The sequence below is a fragment of the Nocardiopsis metallicus genome (assembly GCF_014201115.1).
Taxonomy (GTDB): domain Bacteria; phylum Actinomycetota; class Actinomycetes; order Streptosporangiales; family Streptosporangiaceae; genus Nocardiopsis; species Nocardiopsis metallicus.
Genome location: NZ_JACHDO010000001.1, coordinates 226703 through 242234, shown reverse-complemented (window position 1 = coordinate 242234; position 15532 = coordinate 226703). Strand labels below are relative to the sequence as shown.

Sequence of the window (15532 nt, the reverse complement as noted above, 5' to 3'; positions counted from 1 at the left end):
AAACCCTGCTCATGGAGCTTCCCCTCTCCTCGCCCCGAACCCCTGCCGAGTACGAGAAACGGCGCCTGGTCGCCGCGGAGCTGTTCGACCAGGGTGAGCTCTCCCAAGCCGCGATCGCCCGCCTGCTCGGCGTGAGCAGGCAAGCCGTCCACAAGTGGCACACCGCCTGGAAGAGCCAGGGCCCCGCCGCGCTGGCCGCCCGCCCCCGCGGCGCCGAACCCTTCCTGAACAGCGAGCAGGAGCGGGCCCTGGCCGCCCTGCTCGACTCCAGCCCCACCGAACACGGATGGCCCGACCAGTCCTGGACCCTGGACCGGGTCAACCACCTCATCAACGAACGCTTCCACGTCGCCTACGCCGACCCCTCCGGGGTGTGGCGACTACTGCAGCGGATGGGCTTCTCCCACCAGGTGCCCGCGACGCGGGCCGCCGAACGCGACGAGGAAGAGGTCGACCGGTGGCGCACCCAAGTGTGGCCCCGGGCCAAAAGAGGACGCTGAAACCCGTGGTGCGTGGGTCGTCTTCGCCGATGAGTGCGGTGCGAGCACGTCCCCGCCCACCCGTCGCACCTGGGGCCGCAGGGGGCGCACACCGCTGGTGGCCACCCGACGGGGCCGGCGGGAACGGGCCAACACCGTCGGCTGGCTGTGCGTGCACCCCGCCACCGGGGCGGTGAAGCTGTTCCACACGGTGCGCACCCGCTCCTCCATCACCGCCGCGGTGCTGCCCGCCCTGCTGGACCGTCTGCACCGGGGGCTCCAAGGTCCGGTTGTGCTGATCTGGGACAACCACTCCTCCCACTCCGGGAAGAAGATGACCGCCCACCTTGCCGGACGGGACTGGGTGCGGGTGGTGTTCCTGCCCCGGTACGCGCCCGAACTCAACCCGGTGGAGACGCTGTGGGCGCACCTCAAACGGGTGCTCAGAAGCCGTCTGTTCCGGAGCCTGGAGGAGCTGGAGCAGGTGATCAACGCGCATCTGCGCCTGGTGCGCAAACGCACCGATCTGCTGCGGGGGTTCATCGACTCGGTGGGCTTGGAACCCTCACCGTTTCCGTCAACCGCATGATCAAAGATCAGTAGAACCCAAGGGATAGACGGGGCCCTCTTGCGTCTAGGCGTTTCTCAGATCGACTCTGAGAGCTTTTCATGGCAACCCTGGTGTCCTTTATGGGGAATCGACTTGTGACGCTTCTGAGGGGCCCTTAGGGCTACCCCTCCCAGTCCCACACGTTTTGAGCGACTCGGGCAAGTCCCTTGTCTCCACGTTCTTCAGTGATCCACTCACCCAAGGGAGTTTCTTTCACCTTTTCCAGGGCCACGAACTCATCAATACCTGCGTGCTTGAGCTGAACCAGAGCCCAGAAGACCCGATGATCCGAGTCCCCTTGCCCCTGACTGGTGAGTTCCTGAAAAGTCCCGATATCCACCGAAGCCGAAGGAAGATCCAAGGCGTCAATCTTGAACTCCTCACAAGGCACCAGGCGGTACCGATCAGCCTTGCCATACTTGTTCCTGCCGACATGGATGGAACGCCAGATGATCCCCTGCTCCCGAAACTTCTTCAGAATGCGAGACACTTCAGGTCGGGGAATACCGGTCTCCTCAGAGGCACGGTACTGACCAAGGATGATCTCCCCGGGATACTGAACCGCCAGATCTTTAATGTACCTGATCAATGCCACCTGATTCTTGGTTCTCCGGTTCAACTTCCCCAGAGCCTCCTCATGCCACTCCCAAGGATCTCGATCGTAGTCGACAGGAAGACTCTGATGAGCTGCGACTTCTTCCTTATCTACACCAGTAGTCCAAGAGAAAGAGGAAGGAGGAGGAGTCTTTGTGTCTTGTACTTCCTTCTCCTCTTGCTTAAATACACTAGTAGTCCAAGAAGAAGGAACAGAAGGAGGCGAGAGAAGGAGGGCTTTTAGTAGTTGGTATGAGTCATTTGGAAGATGAGTCACCTGGTCTGCGACGAGGTGTCCTTCATACATGTATCCCTCTGCAGTCAGGGAGCCCGGCAGCGGAGTCCAGGATGTAGGCAGGGTTTCACCCATAGGGAAGAGGCCAATGAGGTCTGCCTTGGGATGAATCTTCTTCACTGCTCTAGGAAGCACATGGCTCTCACGCTTAAAGTGCTGGTGGTAGCCCTTCCTGGTGGACATCTCCAGAGTCGCTGGCAGACGGTAGGCCTGCACAAGCTCATCCATAATCCGTCGGGACTCTTCAAGGCTGTCTCCATCTGCATCAAAGACCAGCGTGTTGTAGTTGCTCCAACCCGCTGCAAGACAGGCCGGATGAGTCTTGAGGAAGTCAAACCACTTCAACTTAGAAGTGAATCCCCGATTGATGTAGTTACTCCAGTAGCCCTTGCGCTCACCCTTGGATATCTTGGCCCCGAAGACCTTCTCTCCAAGGTCAATAGCGGCACAGCCGTTGATGAAGATCCCCCACTGATAAACGGGGAGGTCTTCGATCCTCCGAACCCCTCTGGTGCGCTCAGAGTCCTGAGGGACGATGATCTTCTCCTTATCTACACTAGTAGTCCAAGAGAAGAGAGAAGGAGAGGAGAGAATGAGTTCTTTATGTAGCTCTTTCGTTTTGGCCTCTGCAAAGGCTCGTTGCTGTTCAGTGTAACCCATGCAAGGCATGTTGATTGCTCCTAGTCTTTAGTCTTTCCTAGTCTCAATAAATTGCCCCAGGGGGAGGAGAGACTAGGAAAACCTCCCCCTGGGCTCACTCCATGAGTCATCCCGTCGGACTCGGTATGGAGGCTAATTATTAATGAGGTTTCAGCTTCCTCAGCATCTAGATAGTTCCCCGATCAACCTAGGCAGCATCGACCTCAACAAGGACCCGCCGGCTAGCTGGTGCCCTCTACTCTCCACCCAGACCTCGACTGCTTACCAACAGGAGGATTTTTAGAATGAAACATGCCACATGAGGCACACTCACGGAAAAGTGGGCATACTCCCAATTATCTCACAGTACTAGACATTCGTCAATAGCCCCCACTTGGACAGCAGCTCGCATGATGATTATCTATATCGCTTTTATCACAGATATCTTAAAAAGGTTTGACATGAAACGAAACTACTCACCTAAGTAGGCACAGAAACATCACCCGCGGACAACCCAAAGGTTTTCCAATACGAGAAATTTGATTACGGCATAGGATTATTACACTCCGCCCCTGCAACGTGCTCCCTAGTTGCCTTCGTGGCTATCTGAAAGTTCGTGCCGATTCGGGCAACTGAGGCATTGAAGGAACAGTTGCCCTGCGCCAAATAATGGTAGCGACTCCTCAGGAAAGCCTGGAGGAATTACCTCGGCGCGATCGATACTAAACCAGAATAAAGCCATCAACGGTATGGGGTACTCCCGAAGTTGGTGGAGGATGGTATCTGGGGACCGAAGACCAATACCAGTATCCGTTGGGCACAGTCCAAGATCGGGGTAAAGGTAGACGGACTCTGGGGTACCAATACCGAGATCGCATACCAGCGATACCGGGGTAAGGGTAATACCAGTACCAGCGTTACCATACCCGGTGGTAATCCTTTGATCCGAAAGGGTCATACCGGTACTCGGGTAAGGCAGCTCCAGCAAGCGCTCATCAAGTCCGGGGAGAAGCTACCCAAATACCAGGATGACGGGAGCTTTGGTACCGAGACACAGAACGCCCTGAAGAGCTTTCAGAGGAAAGCGGGTATTACTGTGGATGGCGTCTACGGACCCAAGAGCGAGAGATCCCTAAGGCGACTAATCAGCAGGTAACTATTATTACGCTTCAGACAGATGGGCGATTGCTTCTGCAACAGATTCGATCCAGGTCGAGTACGAGAGCATCACCTTGTGAAAGTTCTGCATATCCAGTCGATCCAGACCCTCCAAGTGCGGATTTCCTTCCTTATCCACCGGATACCTGAACTGCATTGACTTCGGGTCGATCTTCTGGAGGTGCGCAATAATTTTTCCAGCGTTTCTCCTCGTTTCAGAAGACTCATTGGGCAACGCCTCTGCATCCAGAGGCTCAAACCAGTTCCAAAGCTGGGCAAGGCTATGAGTACCAGCAAGCTTCTTGTGATCGAGTTCTTTTCCCAAGAACCCAGAGTGGATGGCTATGAGCGCCTTCAGTGACAGCTCGGCATAATGCCTCCAAAGAAAGGCATAGGGGATGAATACATCCTCCCTCCGGTATTCCGGAGCACCGACCGCAAAGGCAGCTTCATACATCATCTCAGCGGCAGAGCGGAAACTCCACACATAGTCAATCCACTCCCTGGAGTCCGTGAAGAAGGTGAGTTCGTGCCATGCACCCTCAGACCTAAAGAGCTGTTGCCCACCTTTAGGCCAGTGCTTTGGCACGAGAGCTTCATCATCGAGGTTCAGGGGTTCCGGGATGTACTGGTACATGGGGACATCATCCCAGCCCCGAGGGATGATGTCCCCATATTTTTTCGATGCCTGCTCGCCGATGACCCGATGACCCCACCAGTCCCAATCCGGAGATCGGGGAAGGTTTGGGGAGAACTCAGACCACTGTCATTGCATTGGCTTACCTTGTAGGCATGAACGAGCCTAGTTCCCCCTCATTCGGACACGGACCCATGATCGGTGGAGGCAGCCAGGGTCAGATCAACAACGACCTGGGAGCGATCCTCAGTGGAGCGGCATCCGTGATGGACAGCCCTGCTTTCATCGGTGCCACCAGTGCGGCTGGTACCGCACTCACCACCATGATCGTCACGTGGTTGCGTCAGCGTCGCTCCACCGTGACCATCAAGGCCATCCACCCTTCGGGACAGGTCTACGAAGTCAATACAGACAAGCTCCTTGACCCCCAGGGCTACACAGGTAAGCATTCAGAAGGCGTTGGGGACTGCGGAGGGTAGATGGCCTTAGCTGGTCAGGCGGAGGCGGGGATGGGCGGCATCCACAACTGTCCGGTGAACGCCCGGCGCAGCGCTTCGAACGCGCTCACCCCGTGCTTGCGGGCCGAGTCGATGTAGGAACGCACCCCGAGCCAGGCCGCCGCCCCCTGACGGGACTGGTGGCAACCGGAGATCTTCACCTGGGTCTTGAGGGGTCTGAGCGCTCTTTCGGCGAGGTTGTTGGTGAAGGGCACCAGGTGGGGCCGGTCGGAGAAGCCCAACACCTGCTCGGCCCGCTCCCGCAGACGCTCGAGCAGGTTGCGGGCCGGTGATTGCTTCCTTCCTTGGGCCCGGGGATGGCAGGACAGCCCGACCGCGATGCCGTGGTGGAACAACTCCCCTTGGGCCAGGAGCACCCCGGCGGGGATGTGCTCGGCCTGGCCGCAGCGCACACGCCCCGCCTCGCGGGCCAAGGTGGCCAGCGCGGACCGGATCTGACGGTGCCAGTGCTGGCCGGGGTGGTCCTGTTCGGCAGCGGTGAGCTCGCGGATCAGGTGCGCCCCGCACAGCTGGTGGGCGCACGTGTAACCCGAGTACAAGGCCAAGGAGTCGTGCACCAGGGTGCCGGTAAAGCCCGGCAGTACCCCCAACGTGTTCGCCCCGGCTCGTGAACGCGGAGCTAGACCCAGCAGGGTCAGGTGCTCGTTGCAGGCCACATGCAACCAGCACCGTTGGTCCTTGATGCGGGTGGTGGTCTCATCGGCGTGCAGCACGTGGGCCAGGGTGAGCAACGCCCGGATCAGGTTGAGGCTGTCGCTGACCAGAGCATGGGCCTCGCCCAGTAGATGCGACACCCATCCGGTGGAGACCTTCGCGCCGGTCAGGTCGTTGATGAGCTGTGCGGTGCGCTCCACCGGGATGTGCTGGAACACGAGCAGGTAGACGGCCAGGGTGCGCAGGTGGGGGCCGTAGGAGGAAGGGGAGGCGGCCAGTTCCTGGGGCATCGCTGCTTGGGTGATGCTTCCGCACTGGCACGCGCAGGTGTGGGCGCGGTGCTCACTCACCTGCACCGTGACCAGGGGGATGTCGCGGACCTGACGGCGCTGGTAGCCAATGGAGGAGGCCGGGTCCAGCTCGGCGTGGCACCCGGTGCAGGTGGCGGGCAGATGGTCGTGGACCTGGTCGGGGTTTTCGACCATAGGCAGTCCGAAGCCTTCAGCGCCTGGTTGGCGTCCGCGTTTGCGGGCGCTCTTCTTGGCGGGTGCGCGTTCGGGCTTGTCGAACAGGTCCGAGGAGGGTGGCAGGGAGGAGTTGCCGGAGTTGCGTCCCAGGCGGCGTTCGAGCTGCGCGACCCGGGTGGTCAGACGCGCGTTGTCGGCTCGGAGCTGTTCGTTCTCGGCCTTGAGGCGGGTGATCTCTTCGGTCTGCTGGGCCAGGTGCTGGCGCAGGGCGGTGTTTTGTTCGTGGAGCACACCGATCAGCGCGAGCAGGTCCTCACGCGAGGCGGTCTCCAGTCCCGACGGCATGGTGGACATCGTGCCTGGTCCAGTGTCGCCCTGTCAGGCGAACCCAGCAACTGAATGCTTACCTACACAGAGCGCACTCTGAAGATCATCAACGATTCACAGCACGTGGAGGTCACCGAAGTCCTCACCGGGGACACCTACTTCTTCCAAGAGGGCCGTAAGACTCGTGTGGTGCGCAACGACTTCGGCGACATCTTCAGCACAGACATGTCTGACTTCAGGAAGCGCATGGAGGGGATCACCAGACCCACCAAGAAGCCTGAGTCAAAGTCGGGGGAGGATACCCAGGAGACCGCCTGAGATCCACGCTCCGGAATCGGGGGAAGTCGGGGAGAGAGTGAGACCACAACCTCTACTGTGAAGCCCATGAGCGATCCTGAGCACTCCCCCACTGAGCCCCAAGAGGTCAGCAACACCATGAGTGTGAATGCCAGCGGGCACGTCGTCCAAGCCGACTCCCTCATGGGTCTGGTACTGGCTAGTCCGTTCATCGGAGCTACAGCGACAGTCCTAGTGACATGGCTGAAGAACCGTAGGTCAGACGTGACGGTGGAGATGACTGACAAGTCGGGGAAGAAATGGAAGGTCAAAGGAACCGATCTCCTAGATCCCAAGGGCTACACACAGGAGGTCTTTGATCGGATCGAACAGGCCTCCAAGGTGGAGATCCCAGAAGAGAGCGTGGTCCTCAAGGATGAGGAGTCAGCCAAGCGCAAACGCCAGTCATGACCAGAGCCCCAGGCCGAGTACTCGGGGTCTTTGGCGTGCGCACTTCATGTTGCTCTGGCTTGAGGATGACCAATGATGAACTGGTCTTGCCTGATGAATTTAATGCGCTCAGCGTTGATCTGAGGTGACTGTTCAGGTGTCCTGAAGAAGACTCAAGCTGTTTCGGGCATCCAGCACTCGCCCTGGGCCAGGTGGACCAGGGCGTCGAACATGCCAATACCGTGCTTGGCGGCGGTCGCGATATAGGAGCGCACCGCGCAGAACCACTCGGCCCCGGCCAGGGACCGTAAGCACCCCGAGACCTTCTGGCGGACCTTGACCATCCGCACCTCGCGCTCGGCCGCGTTGTTGTCGAACGGGGCCCGCTCATCGACCGTGAACCGCAGGTAATCCGCTTCCCGGTCGCGCATCCGCCTGGCCAACGCGTGGAACTTGGCCACCAGCTTGGACTCCCGGCCCGAAGTCTGGGCCAGGCCGATGGCCACCGCGCTGCGCCACTGGTGACCCAGCCCGTCCAAACGCACGGTGTCGATTCCCTCCAGCGAGGAGACCGTGGCCAGGTGCGCATCGACCAGGCGCTTCATCTGACGCAGCGCGTCAGCGGCCTGCCCGGCCCAGCACCACACCCCCTCCCCAGCCGCGTCCTGGACCGCTTGCAACTCGCGCAGCAGGTGGGCGTTGCACAACACATGAGCGGCCACACCCTTATAGGTGTCATAGGGGGCCCAGGCGTCATGGACCGCCAACCCAGCGAAGGCGGGCAGGACCCCGGCGGCGTCCATCCCCACGGTGCCGCGTTTGGGGTGGGCGCTCAGCAGGCTCCACTTGCCGGTGGAGGCCGAATGCACCCACACCAGGCCCCCGCCCACCCGCAGCGAGGTCTCGTCGAAGTGCGCCACCTGGGCGGAAGCGATCTCCTCGGTGGCGGCGCGAGTGAAGGCCTCCAACGCGGTGGCGGCCCGGCGTGCGGTGTCCACGACTGTGCCCGCCGACACGGGGCATCCCACCAGGTCCGACAGGGCTTGGGCGGTGCGCTTGGCGGACAGGAACTGGCCCAGGTACAGGTAGCAGATCATCGCGCGCACGTTCGCTCCGAACTGGACCGGAGCGTTGATCCCCTCGGGGGCGCTGGCTCGGGTGCGCTCCCCGCAGGCGCAGGTGTGCTCGATCATCTGGTGCTCGGTCACCGTGGGTTTGATGGGGGGCAGGTCCACGACCTGGCGGCGCACCAGCCCGGTCTGCTCGGATCCGGCCAGGTCTCCTCCGCACCCACCGCAGGTGTGGGGGTGGTGTTCCAGCACGTGGTCGGGGTCCGGGGTTTGGGCGCGCGTTTGGCCTGGGTGGCCGGGTTGCCCGCCGGGTTTGCGGCCGGTGCGGCGGCGCTGGGACTTCGGCTTCGGCTTGACGAAGGGGTCCGTGGAGGAAGGCTTGGAGGAGTTCGTGGAGTCGCTGTCCAGTCGGGCTTGAAGCTCGGCGATGCGCTCGTTGGCTTGGGACAGATCAGCGCGGAGTTGGGTGATCGTGGCTGCCTGCTCAACGACCAGCGCGGCGAGCTCCTCGTAGGAGGGCGCGGGCTGGTCGGAGGAGGTCACGGGCTCATCGTTACAGGCTAGGCGCGTGCCGCGCAGGCAAACCGATCAACCCGCCCGAGAGACCTGAACAGTCACGATCTGAGGAGCGTTCAGCATGGGTAGACCAATTTGACATTTTGGATTCCATGTGACCCCCCATAACCCAGGGCAAATGGGAATCATTTTGGGGAAACCCCCTATATCAAGACATCCCAAATGATGAGGCCTGTTTTTTATGAACCCTCTATTGATAACGGCCACTTTGTGATCAGTGGTACGAGAACTTGGTTTTAATACCCGTAGATGAGCTGAGAACCCTCTCCGATGAGTCGGGGAACCCACCATCCGGCCCCGGGAAAGGGGTTGAGCCATGTCTCTCAGGGGGAAGTTCCCCTTGGGCAGTATCGAGCTGCCCATGACAGAGGGGGAACCATGACCGATACCGAGATTCTTGAGGGCCTGGAAGCACTTGCACGGGCCTACTTCAAGGTAGAGATCCGGATGAAGTGGAAGGCTAGCGCTAGCAGGGAGGGTTACCCGAACCCTTTCGATGCTCCCAAGTACTTCCTAGCCGTTGCCAGTCGTGAGACTGAGCAGCCTGTTGAAGCTGATGTGGAGAACGAAACCCTGACTCAGCAGTACCAGAGGAAGCGGGCTGAGTTCTTTGAGGAGTACGATCTTGAGGCCGCTCGTGTAGAGGGCAGGGGGGACAGCTACACAGAGGCTCTGTCCGATCTTGTCCACAACGCCAAGGAGAAAGGACACATCTAACTCACCCGATTTTTGGATTCCCCGGTCTTTGTTGCTAGTAGGATGCCCAAAACCAATCACGGGGAGGCACTACATGGCGCGTAAGCAAGTCGTCACATTCGTGGATGATCTAGACGGCTCTGAGGCTGAGGGCACGGTTCAGTTCGCCCTGGACTCCAACGTCTATGAGATCGATCTGTCAGAGGCCAACCAGGGCAAGCTGAGGGCTGCTCTCAAGCCCTTCCTGGAGGCCGGTAGGAAGCAGCAGACTCTTCCCCGAGCCGAGGCCTCTACCACCCGGTCTACTCAGTCTCGCCATCAGCTACAGCAGATCCGGGCATGGGCCAAGGCCAACGGCTACCCGGTCAACGAGAGGAGCAGGATTCCCAACAGCATCCTGGAGGCGTACCAGTCCGGTACTCCCTCCCCGAGTGCTGGTGCCCAGGGCCAAGCCCTGAAGCTCCTGTCCACGGGATCGATGTCCTCTGAGGGTCCTGCCAAGGCCACGATGCTCACTGACTCGGAGTTCGCCAAGTGGGCTCACAAGCTCCTGGAGGATGAGTCAGAGCTCCCTCAGAGCGACATCAAGGGCCTGGACTTCACCCGACTCCAGGCTGACCTGAAGACCAAAGCGTAGGAGGAATCGTGGTTCCTGAGAAATTTGAAGAAATGAAGGGCATGAGTTCTGGGATGCTCTGTGACTTGGCTTTGCGTCTGACCAAGGACGGGGATACTGAAAGGGCTGGCATTATTGCCAGCATGGCCGTGGTAAAGAGCAATGTGGAGCTGAAGGACCTGATGGACAGGAGACTCAAAGACATCAGGGACAAGTAGCCCCATGGGGCCCTGAGTGCCACGTAGCACCACTGAGAGGCTCTTCCTGAAGTGAGTCCATGGGAGGGCCTTTTCGTGCGCTAGAATCGTCCTCAGGACCCCCTGTGAGAGTTGGAACCGAAGGAATGAACCAGCCTAAGAAGTCCAAGGCGAAGAAATCCCAGAGCCCTGAGGAGAAGACTGACTTCCTCTTCCCTCCTCTGAGGAACGGGATTGACTACCTCTCCAGTGTCGTAGATCTGCTGACCAAACATGAGACTGAGCAGGACCCCCGGAACCTGAAATACGTGGTGCTCCACCTTCAGGCCGCTGTTGAAGTCCTCCTCAAGAGCCGACTTCAGCTTGAGCACTGGTCTTTGGTCTTCAAGGACTCCAACAAGGCCAAGAGGGAGAGCTACAACAGTGGGAACTTCCAGAGCGTTACCCCGGATGAGGCAGTCCGTAGGTTGATCGAAATCGTCGGCATCAAGATCTCTGATGACGAGCGCAAGGAACTGACTTATCTCGTCAATAGCAGGAACGCTCTACAGCACTGGGGACATGTCGATTCGGTCAACGCCCTGGAGGCGAGGGCTGCCAAAGTTCTTGACTTCCTGATCTGGTTCATTGATGAAGACCTCTACCCCAAACTTGAGGGAGAGGTCAGCAATGCGGTGGCCCAGGAGCTAGATGAGATCCGGGAAGGACTCAACCAGATCCAACGTTTCGTCAAGGAGCGCTTGGAACGTTTGGAACCCCAACTTCAGACGGTTCCGGGATCTAGGGTTCACTGTCCGGACTGTGAGAACTTCTCATTGATCGTCTCGGACACTGTGGATAAGTGCTATTTCTGCCCTCAGGAGTGGGACCTTCACCGCCTGGTAGAGCGCTATGCTGAGTTCTCATGCGGTTACTCCATTCACACCCTGGTATCCGAAGGCGAACGTGACCCCAGGCACGCCTGTTTTGAGTGCGGACAAGACACGCTGGTCCTTGATGTCGTAGTTGATGAGCTGGACAACAAGACGAACATGTGCTTTGCCTGTGTGGAGACCTTTCGGGATGTTGAATACTGTGGAGGATGCGGGGATCTTGTGCCTGTAACCGATGGACATCCCTGGTGTCAGAGCTGTTACAACCACTACATGAGCTGATCCGTGTATCTGGGATGAATCTCCTGGTGTCCAGCCTGTACATCCCCTGTATCTTCCCTGGATTATCCGTGAACCCACAGTGTACAAATCGGGTATCTGAGCCATGTACAAACCCTGTTGACGTGCTATATGCGTGTTCTTAAGGACGCACACAGGAAAAGCCCTCTCCTACGGGGATCTCAGGAGAGGGCTCTTCGGATTTCGTGGGGCTCTGGGCGGCTACCGACCTTTGTTCTCTTGGAACATGATCATCTTGTGTCCGGGCCTTGAGAGGACAGCCCCGCCATCTCCCACGAAGAGGGAAGATCCCCTCAGTTCGGCCTTGAGGTTGAAGAGCCCTGAGGCAGTGCACATCAAGTACCGGCCGTCTCGCTCCACTCCCCAAGTCTCAGACAGACGCTCTGCCACTTCTTCGGAGACCTCAGCCCGGAACCACAGGTTACCGTTGGTGCTGTTCATGCCGACACGTCTCCCATCGCAGGGATTTCCATGACGTTGTGGATGCGTCGGGCGAAGTCGGCTTCCTCCCCCATCTTGGGACCACGGTCGGCCTCGACTCCCCCATCGGTACGGAAGCCGTCCCACACCCAGAACCAGTGAAAGGCACCGTTGCCTTCATCGTTGGTCGGCCTGAGCATCACGGTCTGAGACTGCTTGCCCTTGGTGATGACGATCTTGCCGTGTCGGTGAGGCAGGGTCTTGAGTCCGAATCTGTCCAGCTCCAGGCAGAGCCTCTTAGCGGCTTCCCGTGGTGTCATGTCGTCTTCCTCCAACTGATCCCTTTAGCCCCTTGTGTCACGTCCGAAAGTCGGGGGCTGGATTTCGATGATGGGAGAGGGAGACAATGAAACCTAGTGATCTTGGAGAGGTGCGAAAATCTGAGAGAACCGGTAAGGGCTGCTGAGATTGTGGTTGCGAGAGGTGGAAAAATGACAAAGAGGCAGGTCAAGCCACATGCCAAGGAGTGGGGAACCGAGTTCAGGCGTTTCCGTTCTGTGGCGGGAAAGACCCAAGTGTCCCTTGCTGCTGTTCTCACGTGCTCTGATTCACTGATCTCGGGATTCGAGAAGGGCACCTACTGGCCAAGCCGTGACATGGCTGCCCAGTTGGATGAGCTGGTGGGGGCTGGTGGTGAGCTTGCCTCTCTCTGGGAACGCCTCAGCAACCGCAAGGCGTATCCCGAGTGGCTTGGGGAACGGGTCAAGGCCGAACCCCGGGCAGTCCTCATCCGAGAGTTTGAGACCGTGGTCATCCCGGGCCTCTTCCAGACTGAACCCTACGCTCACACGCTCATCAGGGCTAACAATCCTTTGGAGACCGATAGCAAGGTTCAGGAGATGGTTGAAGGCCGGATGAGCCGCCAACTGTTGTGGAAGTCTGACCAGGCTCCACGAATGGTGTTGATCCTCAACGAAGCCGCACTAACCGCACGCATCGGAGGATCAGAGATCATGGCTAAACAGCTAGATCGACTGGTGGAAGCGGTGGAGACCAACGTTCGGCTGCACATCATCCCAACCGACTGTGAACAGCCCCCCTCAACCTCCTCCTTCTCGCTGCTGACCTTTGCAGACAGGCCGGACACGCTGTACGTGGAGGATGCGATCTCGGGTTCGATGGTGACCGATCCGAAGGTGGTAAGGAGGTTCGATAGGCTCTTTGGAGACCTACAAGGTGCGGCTCTGTCGGTAGAGAAGTCGCTGAAGCGGCTGTATGAGATCCGAAGGGGGTCCCAAGATGGGGCTTAGCGATGACTGGAAGAAGTCCAGCTACTCCCACGGCAACGGTGGAAACTGCGTTGAGGCTCACAAGACCAGCAACGGAGCGGCGATGAGGGACACTCAGAACCGCACCCTGGGCTTCCTGGAGGCCTCTGAGACCGAATGGGCGGCTCTCCTGGGAGCCGTGAAGGGGAAGGCCTCCTAGGAGTCCTCAGGAGCCGCCACAGCCTCTCTCAAAGCCCTCACCGGCCTCTCCTGGTGGGGGCTTCAGCATGTCGTACCAGCAAGGTATATTCAAAGCGTTCAACCCCCTGCTGGAGGTCATCGGCACAGGTCACAGGGCCACTGAGTTACTGTCCTGCCAAAATCTGTCCGACATACCGAGCCACCGCACGGACGGCGCCCATTGTCCCTGGGTAGTCCATACGGGTGGGTCCCACCACACCGATCTTGGCCAGCGACTGGTTTCCCACACCGTAGTCGGCCGACACGATGGAAGTGGACCGAAGGCCTTCGTGGAAATTCTCCGCGCCGATGCGCACCGTGAGCATCGAGGGGTCCTTCGCCTCACCGAGCAAACGGATGAGGACCATGTTCTCCTCCAGTGCTTCGAGCACGTCCCGCAGGCTCGCCGCGAAGTCGACGGCCGCGAGGTTCGCGGTGCCCGCCAGAACGATTTTCTCCTCGTGCCGCTCGACGAGGCTCTCCAACAGGACCGACAGGACCGCTACCGCGACCGGGCGGTCCTCCGGCGCGACCTGCGCGGGCAGGTCCTCCACCGCGTCCGGGACGTCTCCGAGGTGCTTCCCGGCGATGGCCCGGTTGAGCATGCCGCGCAGGTCGTTGACCGCGTTCTCGCTGACCGTTCCCAGTCCGTCGATCACGCGCTGCTCGACCCGCCCGGTGTTGGTGATGACGACCATCATGATGCGCTGGCTGCCGAGGGGCACCAGTTCCACGTGCTGGACCGACGAGCGGGTCAGCGACGGGTACTGGACGATCGCGACCTGCCGGGTGAGCTGCGCGAGCAGCCGTACCGTGCGGGCGACGATCTCGTCGAGGTCCACGGCGCCGCCGAGGAAGGACTCGATGGCGCGCCGCTCGGCCGCCGAGAGCGGCTTGACCGAGGAGAGGCGGTCGACGAAGAGCCGGTAGCCCTTGTCGGTGGGCACCCGCCCCGCACTGGTGTGCGGTTGGTGGATGTACCCGTCCTCCTCCAGGGCGACCATGTCGTTGCGGATGGTCGCCGGGGAGACACCGAGGGGGTGCCGGTCGGCCAACGCCCGTGAACCCACGGGTTCGTTGGTGTTGACGAAATCCTCGACGACGGCACGCAGGACCGCGAGCTTGCGCTCATCCAGCAACTCGCCACCTCCTGGCACTCCAAGGTCCTCAGTGCTAATTCTATGCCCGGCCGCAAACCCGCACGGCTACCAGCAAGTAGTAACACGGGTACGGGGACCGCTTCTTCCCGAGGGGACCGGCGACGTGCGCCGCCCGCTACCGGGCGCGGGGCCGCCTTCATCGGTAGACTGCACCACCGTGGTTACCAAGGGAACCGGCCGTTACGGCCGCGACGTTCTGGCGGGAGACTGGCGACGGCCCAAGAAGGGTGCGGTACGCGAGATACCCCTCAGCCGCGACCTGGTCGTGGAGGACGCCGACGAGACGTTCTGCGGTGCCGTGGTGTCCTGGGACAAGGCCGCGGTGACCCTGGAGGACCGGGACGGCCGCCGCCGGGTGTTCGAACTGGGCCCGGCCGCCTTCCTGGTGGACGGGGAGCCGGTGACGCTGGTGCGTCCGGCCGCCGCGCCCCAGGGGCCGCTGCGCAGCGCTTCGGGATCGATCGCGGTGGCCGACGCGCGGGCGCGCACCGCTCGGGAGAGCCGGATCTACGTGGAGGGCGCCCACGACGCCGAGCTGGTCGAGAAGGTCTGGGGCCACGATCTGCGTGTGGAGGGCGTGGCCGTGGAGTTCCTCGAGGGGATCGACGACCTCCCGGCCGTCGTGGCGGAGTTCTCACCCGGGCCGGGACGCCGTCTGGGGGTCCTGGTGGACCACCTGGTGCCGGGGTCCAAGGAGAGCCGGATCGCGGAGCGCGTCCGGGGTTCGGACGTGCTGGTGGTCGGGCACCCCTACGTGGACGTCTGGCAGGCGGTGCGGCCGCGTGCGGTGGGTATCGGGGCCTGGCCCGAGGTGCCTCGGGGCCTGCCGTGGAAGGAGGGCGTCGTGGACGCCCTGGGCTGGCGGATGGAGACGGGTGAGGCCTGGCGCCGCATCCTGGGTTCGGTCCGCGGCTACGGCTATCTCGAACCCTCGCTGCTGGGACGGGTCGAGGAGCTCATCGACTTCGTCACGGGCCCGCACGAGACGGAACCCGCGGAGCTCTGAGGGCACC

The 15532-nt window shown here is 60.5% G+C and carries 19 protein-coding genes and 1 pseudogene; 13 read left to right on the top strand and 7 right to left on the bottom strand.

Annotated elements, in window-relative coordinates; genetic code table 11:
- Positions 1-11 precede the first annotated feature (11 nt).
- Together HNR07_RS00990 and HNR07_RS00985 are read left to right on the top strand one after the other, a co-directional pair.
- Complete coding sequence (locus HNR07_RS00990; protein WP_184360693.1) at positions 12-500, top strand: winged helix-turn-helix domain-containing protein; 489 nt, start codon at positions 12-14, stop codon at positions 498-500.
- A 55-nt stretch (positions 501-555) separates the two neighbouring features.
- Positions 556-1068 (top strand): annotated as a pseudogene (locus HNR07_RS00985) (transposase); the annotation flags it as partial.
- A gap of 142 nt (positions 1069-1210) precedes the next feature.
- Here HNR07_RS00985 and HNR07_RS00980 read toward each other — a convergent pair.
- On the bottom strand, positions 1211-2638 hold the full coding sequence (locus tag HNR07_RS00980; RefSeq protein ID WP_184360691.1) for a helix-turn-helix domain-containing protein: 1428 nt from the start codon (positions 2636-2638) through the stop codon (positions 1211-1213).
- A gap of 748 nt (positions 2639-3386) precedes the next feature.
- Here HNR07_RS00980 and HNR07_RS36010 point away from each other — a divergent pair.
- A complete protein-coding gene (locus HNR07_RS36010; RefSeq protein ID WP_184360689.1) occupies positions 3387-3773 on the top strand; it encodes a peptidoglycan-binding domain-containing protein in 387 nt (128 codons plus the stop codon).
- 6 nt (positions 3774-3779) lie between these two features.
- Here the strand turns inward: HNR07_RS36010 and HNR07_RS00970 are convergent, their stop codons facing one another.
- Positions 3780-4412, bottom strand: coding sequence for a hypothetical protein (locus HNR07_RS00970; RefSeq protein WP_184360687.1), 633 nt, complete (start codon positions 4410-4412; stop codon positions 3780-3782).
- 155 nt (positions 4413-4567) lie between these two features.
- Between HNR07_RS00970 and HNR07_RS00965 the strand changes: the two genes are divergently transcribed.
- Positions 4568-4891 (top strand): effector-associated constant component EACC1, encoded by a 324-nt coding sequence (locus HNR07_RS00965; RefSeq protein ID WP_184360685.1) that lies wholly within the window; start codon positions 4568-4570, stop codon positions 4889-4891.
- A gap of 14 nt (positions 4892-4905) precedes the next feature.
- Here the strand turns inward: HNR07_RS00965 and tnpC (HNR07_RS00960) are convergent, their stop codons facing one another.
- The gene (gene tnpC, locus HNR07_RS00960; RefSeq protein ID WP_221318653.1) at positions 4906-6405 is read right to left on the bottom strand and encodes an IS66 family transposase; all 1500 of its coding nucleotides are present in this window, start codon (positions 6403-6405) and stop codon (positions 4906-4908) included.
- 45 nt (positions 6406-6450) lie between these two features.
- Here tnpC (HNR07_RS00960) and HNR07_RS00955 point away from each other — a divergent pair, with 45 nt between their 5' ends.
- Both HNR07_RS00955 and HNR07_RS00950 read left to right on the top strand, forming a co-directional pair.
- Positions 6451-6696, top strand: a complete 246-nt coding sequence (locus tag HNR07_RS00955) for a hypothetical protein (protein ID WP_184360679.1) — start codon at positions 6451-6453, stop codon at positions 6694-6696.
- Positions 6697-6762: 66 nt separating this feature from the next.
- Positions 6763-7125: an effector-associated constant component EACC1 gene (locus HNR07_RS00950; RefSeq protein WP_184360676.1), complete on the top strand. Its 363-nt coding sequence runs from the start codon at positions 6763-6765 to the stop codon at positions 7123-7125.
- Positions 7126-7277: 152 nt separating this feature from the next.
- On the opposite strand, the gene tnpC (HNR07_RS00945) is transcribed toward HNR07_RS00950, so the two are convergent.
- Positions 7278-8717 (bottom strand): IS66 family transposase, encoded by a 1440-nt coding sequence (tnpC, locus tag HNR07_RS00945; RefSeq protein ID WP_184360673.1) that lies wholly within the window; start codon positions 8715-8717, stop codon positions 7278-7280.
- A 411-nt stretch (positions 8718-9128) separates the two neighbouring features.
- Between tnpC (HNR07_RS00945) and HNR07_RS00940 the strand changes: the two genes are divergently transcribed.
- From HNR07_RS00940 to HNR07_RS00925, 4 genes are all read left to right on the top strand, one after another.
- Positions 9129-9467, top strand: a complete 339-nt coding sequence (locus tag HNR07_RS00940; RefSeq protein ID WP_184360670.1) for a hypothetical protein — start codon at positions 9129-9131, stop codon at positions 9465-9467.
- Between the two features lie 73 nt (positions 9468-9540).
- A complete protein-coding gene (locus HNR07_RS36005; RefSeq protein WP_184360667.1) occupies positions 9541-10083 on the top strand; it encodes a histone-like nucleoid-structuring protein Lsr2 in 543 nt (180 codons plus the stop codon).
- 8 nt (positions 10084-10091) lie between these two features.
- Positions 10092-10280: a hypothetical protein gene (locus HNR07_RS00930; RefSeq protein ID WP_184360664.1), complete on the top strand. Its 189-nt coding sequence runs from the start codon at positions 10092-10094 to the stop codon at positions 10278-10280.
- A 104-nt stretch (positions 10281-10384) separates the two neighbouring features.
- A complete protein-coding gene (locus HNR07_RS00925) occupies positions 10385-11413 on the top strand; it encodes a hypothetical protein (RefSeq protein ID WP_184360661.1) in 1029 nt (342 codons plus the stop codon).
- A 219-nt stretch (positions 11414-11632) separates the two neighbouring features.
- Here the strand turns inward: HNR07_RS00925 and HNR07_RS00920 are convergent, their stop codons facing one another.
- On the bottom strand, positions 11633-11872 hold the full coding sequence (locus tag HNR07_RS00920) for a hypothetical protein (RefSeq protein WP_184360658.1): 240 nt from the start codon (positions 11870-11872) through the stop codon (positions 11633-11635).
- On the bottom strand, positions 11869-12186 hold the full coding sequence (locus HNR07_RS00915) for a hypothetical protein (RefSeq protein ID WP_246420016.1): 318 nt from the start codon (positions 12184-12186) through the stop codon (positions 11869-11871). The genes HNR07_RS00920 and HNR07_RS00915 overlap by 4 nt, the downstream gene beginning before the upstream one ends.
- A gap of 81 nt (positions 12187-12267) precedes the next feature.
- Here HNR07_RS00915 and HNR07_RS00910 point away from each other — a divergent pair, with 81 nt between their 5' ends.
- Together HNR07_RS00910 and HNR07_RS00905 are read left to right on the top strand one after the other, a co-directional pair.
- A complete protein-coding gene (locus tag HNR07_RS00910) occupies positions 12268-13161 on the top strand; it encodes a helix-turn-helix domain-containing protein (protein WP_312893511.1) in 894 nt (297 codons plus the stop codon).
- Entirely contained in the window at positions 13127-13339 is a 213-nt protein-coding gene (locus HNR07_RS00905; protein WP_312893510.1) for a DUF397 domain-containing protein, read from the top strand. Before HNR07_RS00910 ends, HNR07_RS00905 begins: the two co-directional genes overlap by 35 nt.
- Before the next feature lie 145 nt (positions 13340-13484).
- Here HNR07_RS00905 and hrcA read toward each other — a convergent pair whose 3' ends face one another.
- On the bottom strand, positions 13485-14498 hold the full coding sequence (gene hrcA, locus HNR07_RS00900; RefSeq protein WP_017579603.1) for a heat-inducible transcriptional repressor HrcA: 1014 nt from the start codon (positions 14496-14498) through the stop codon (positions 13485-13487).
- Between the two features lie 178 nt (positions 14499-14676).
- Between hrcA and HNR07_RS00895 the strand changes: the two genes are divergently transcribed.
- Positions 14677-15525, top strand: a complete 849-nt coding sequence (locus tag HNR07_RS00895; RefSeq protein WP_184360652.1) for a DUF3097 domain-containing protein — start codon at positions 14677-14679, stop codon at positions 15523-15525.
- Positions 15526-15532: the final 7 nt, after the last annotated feature.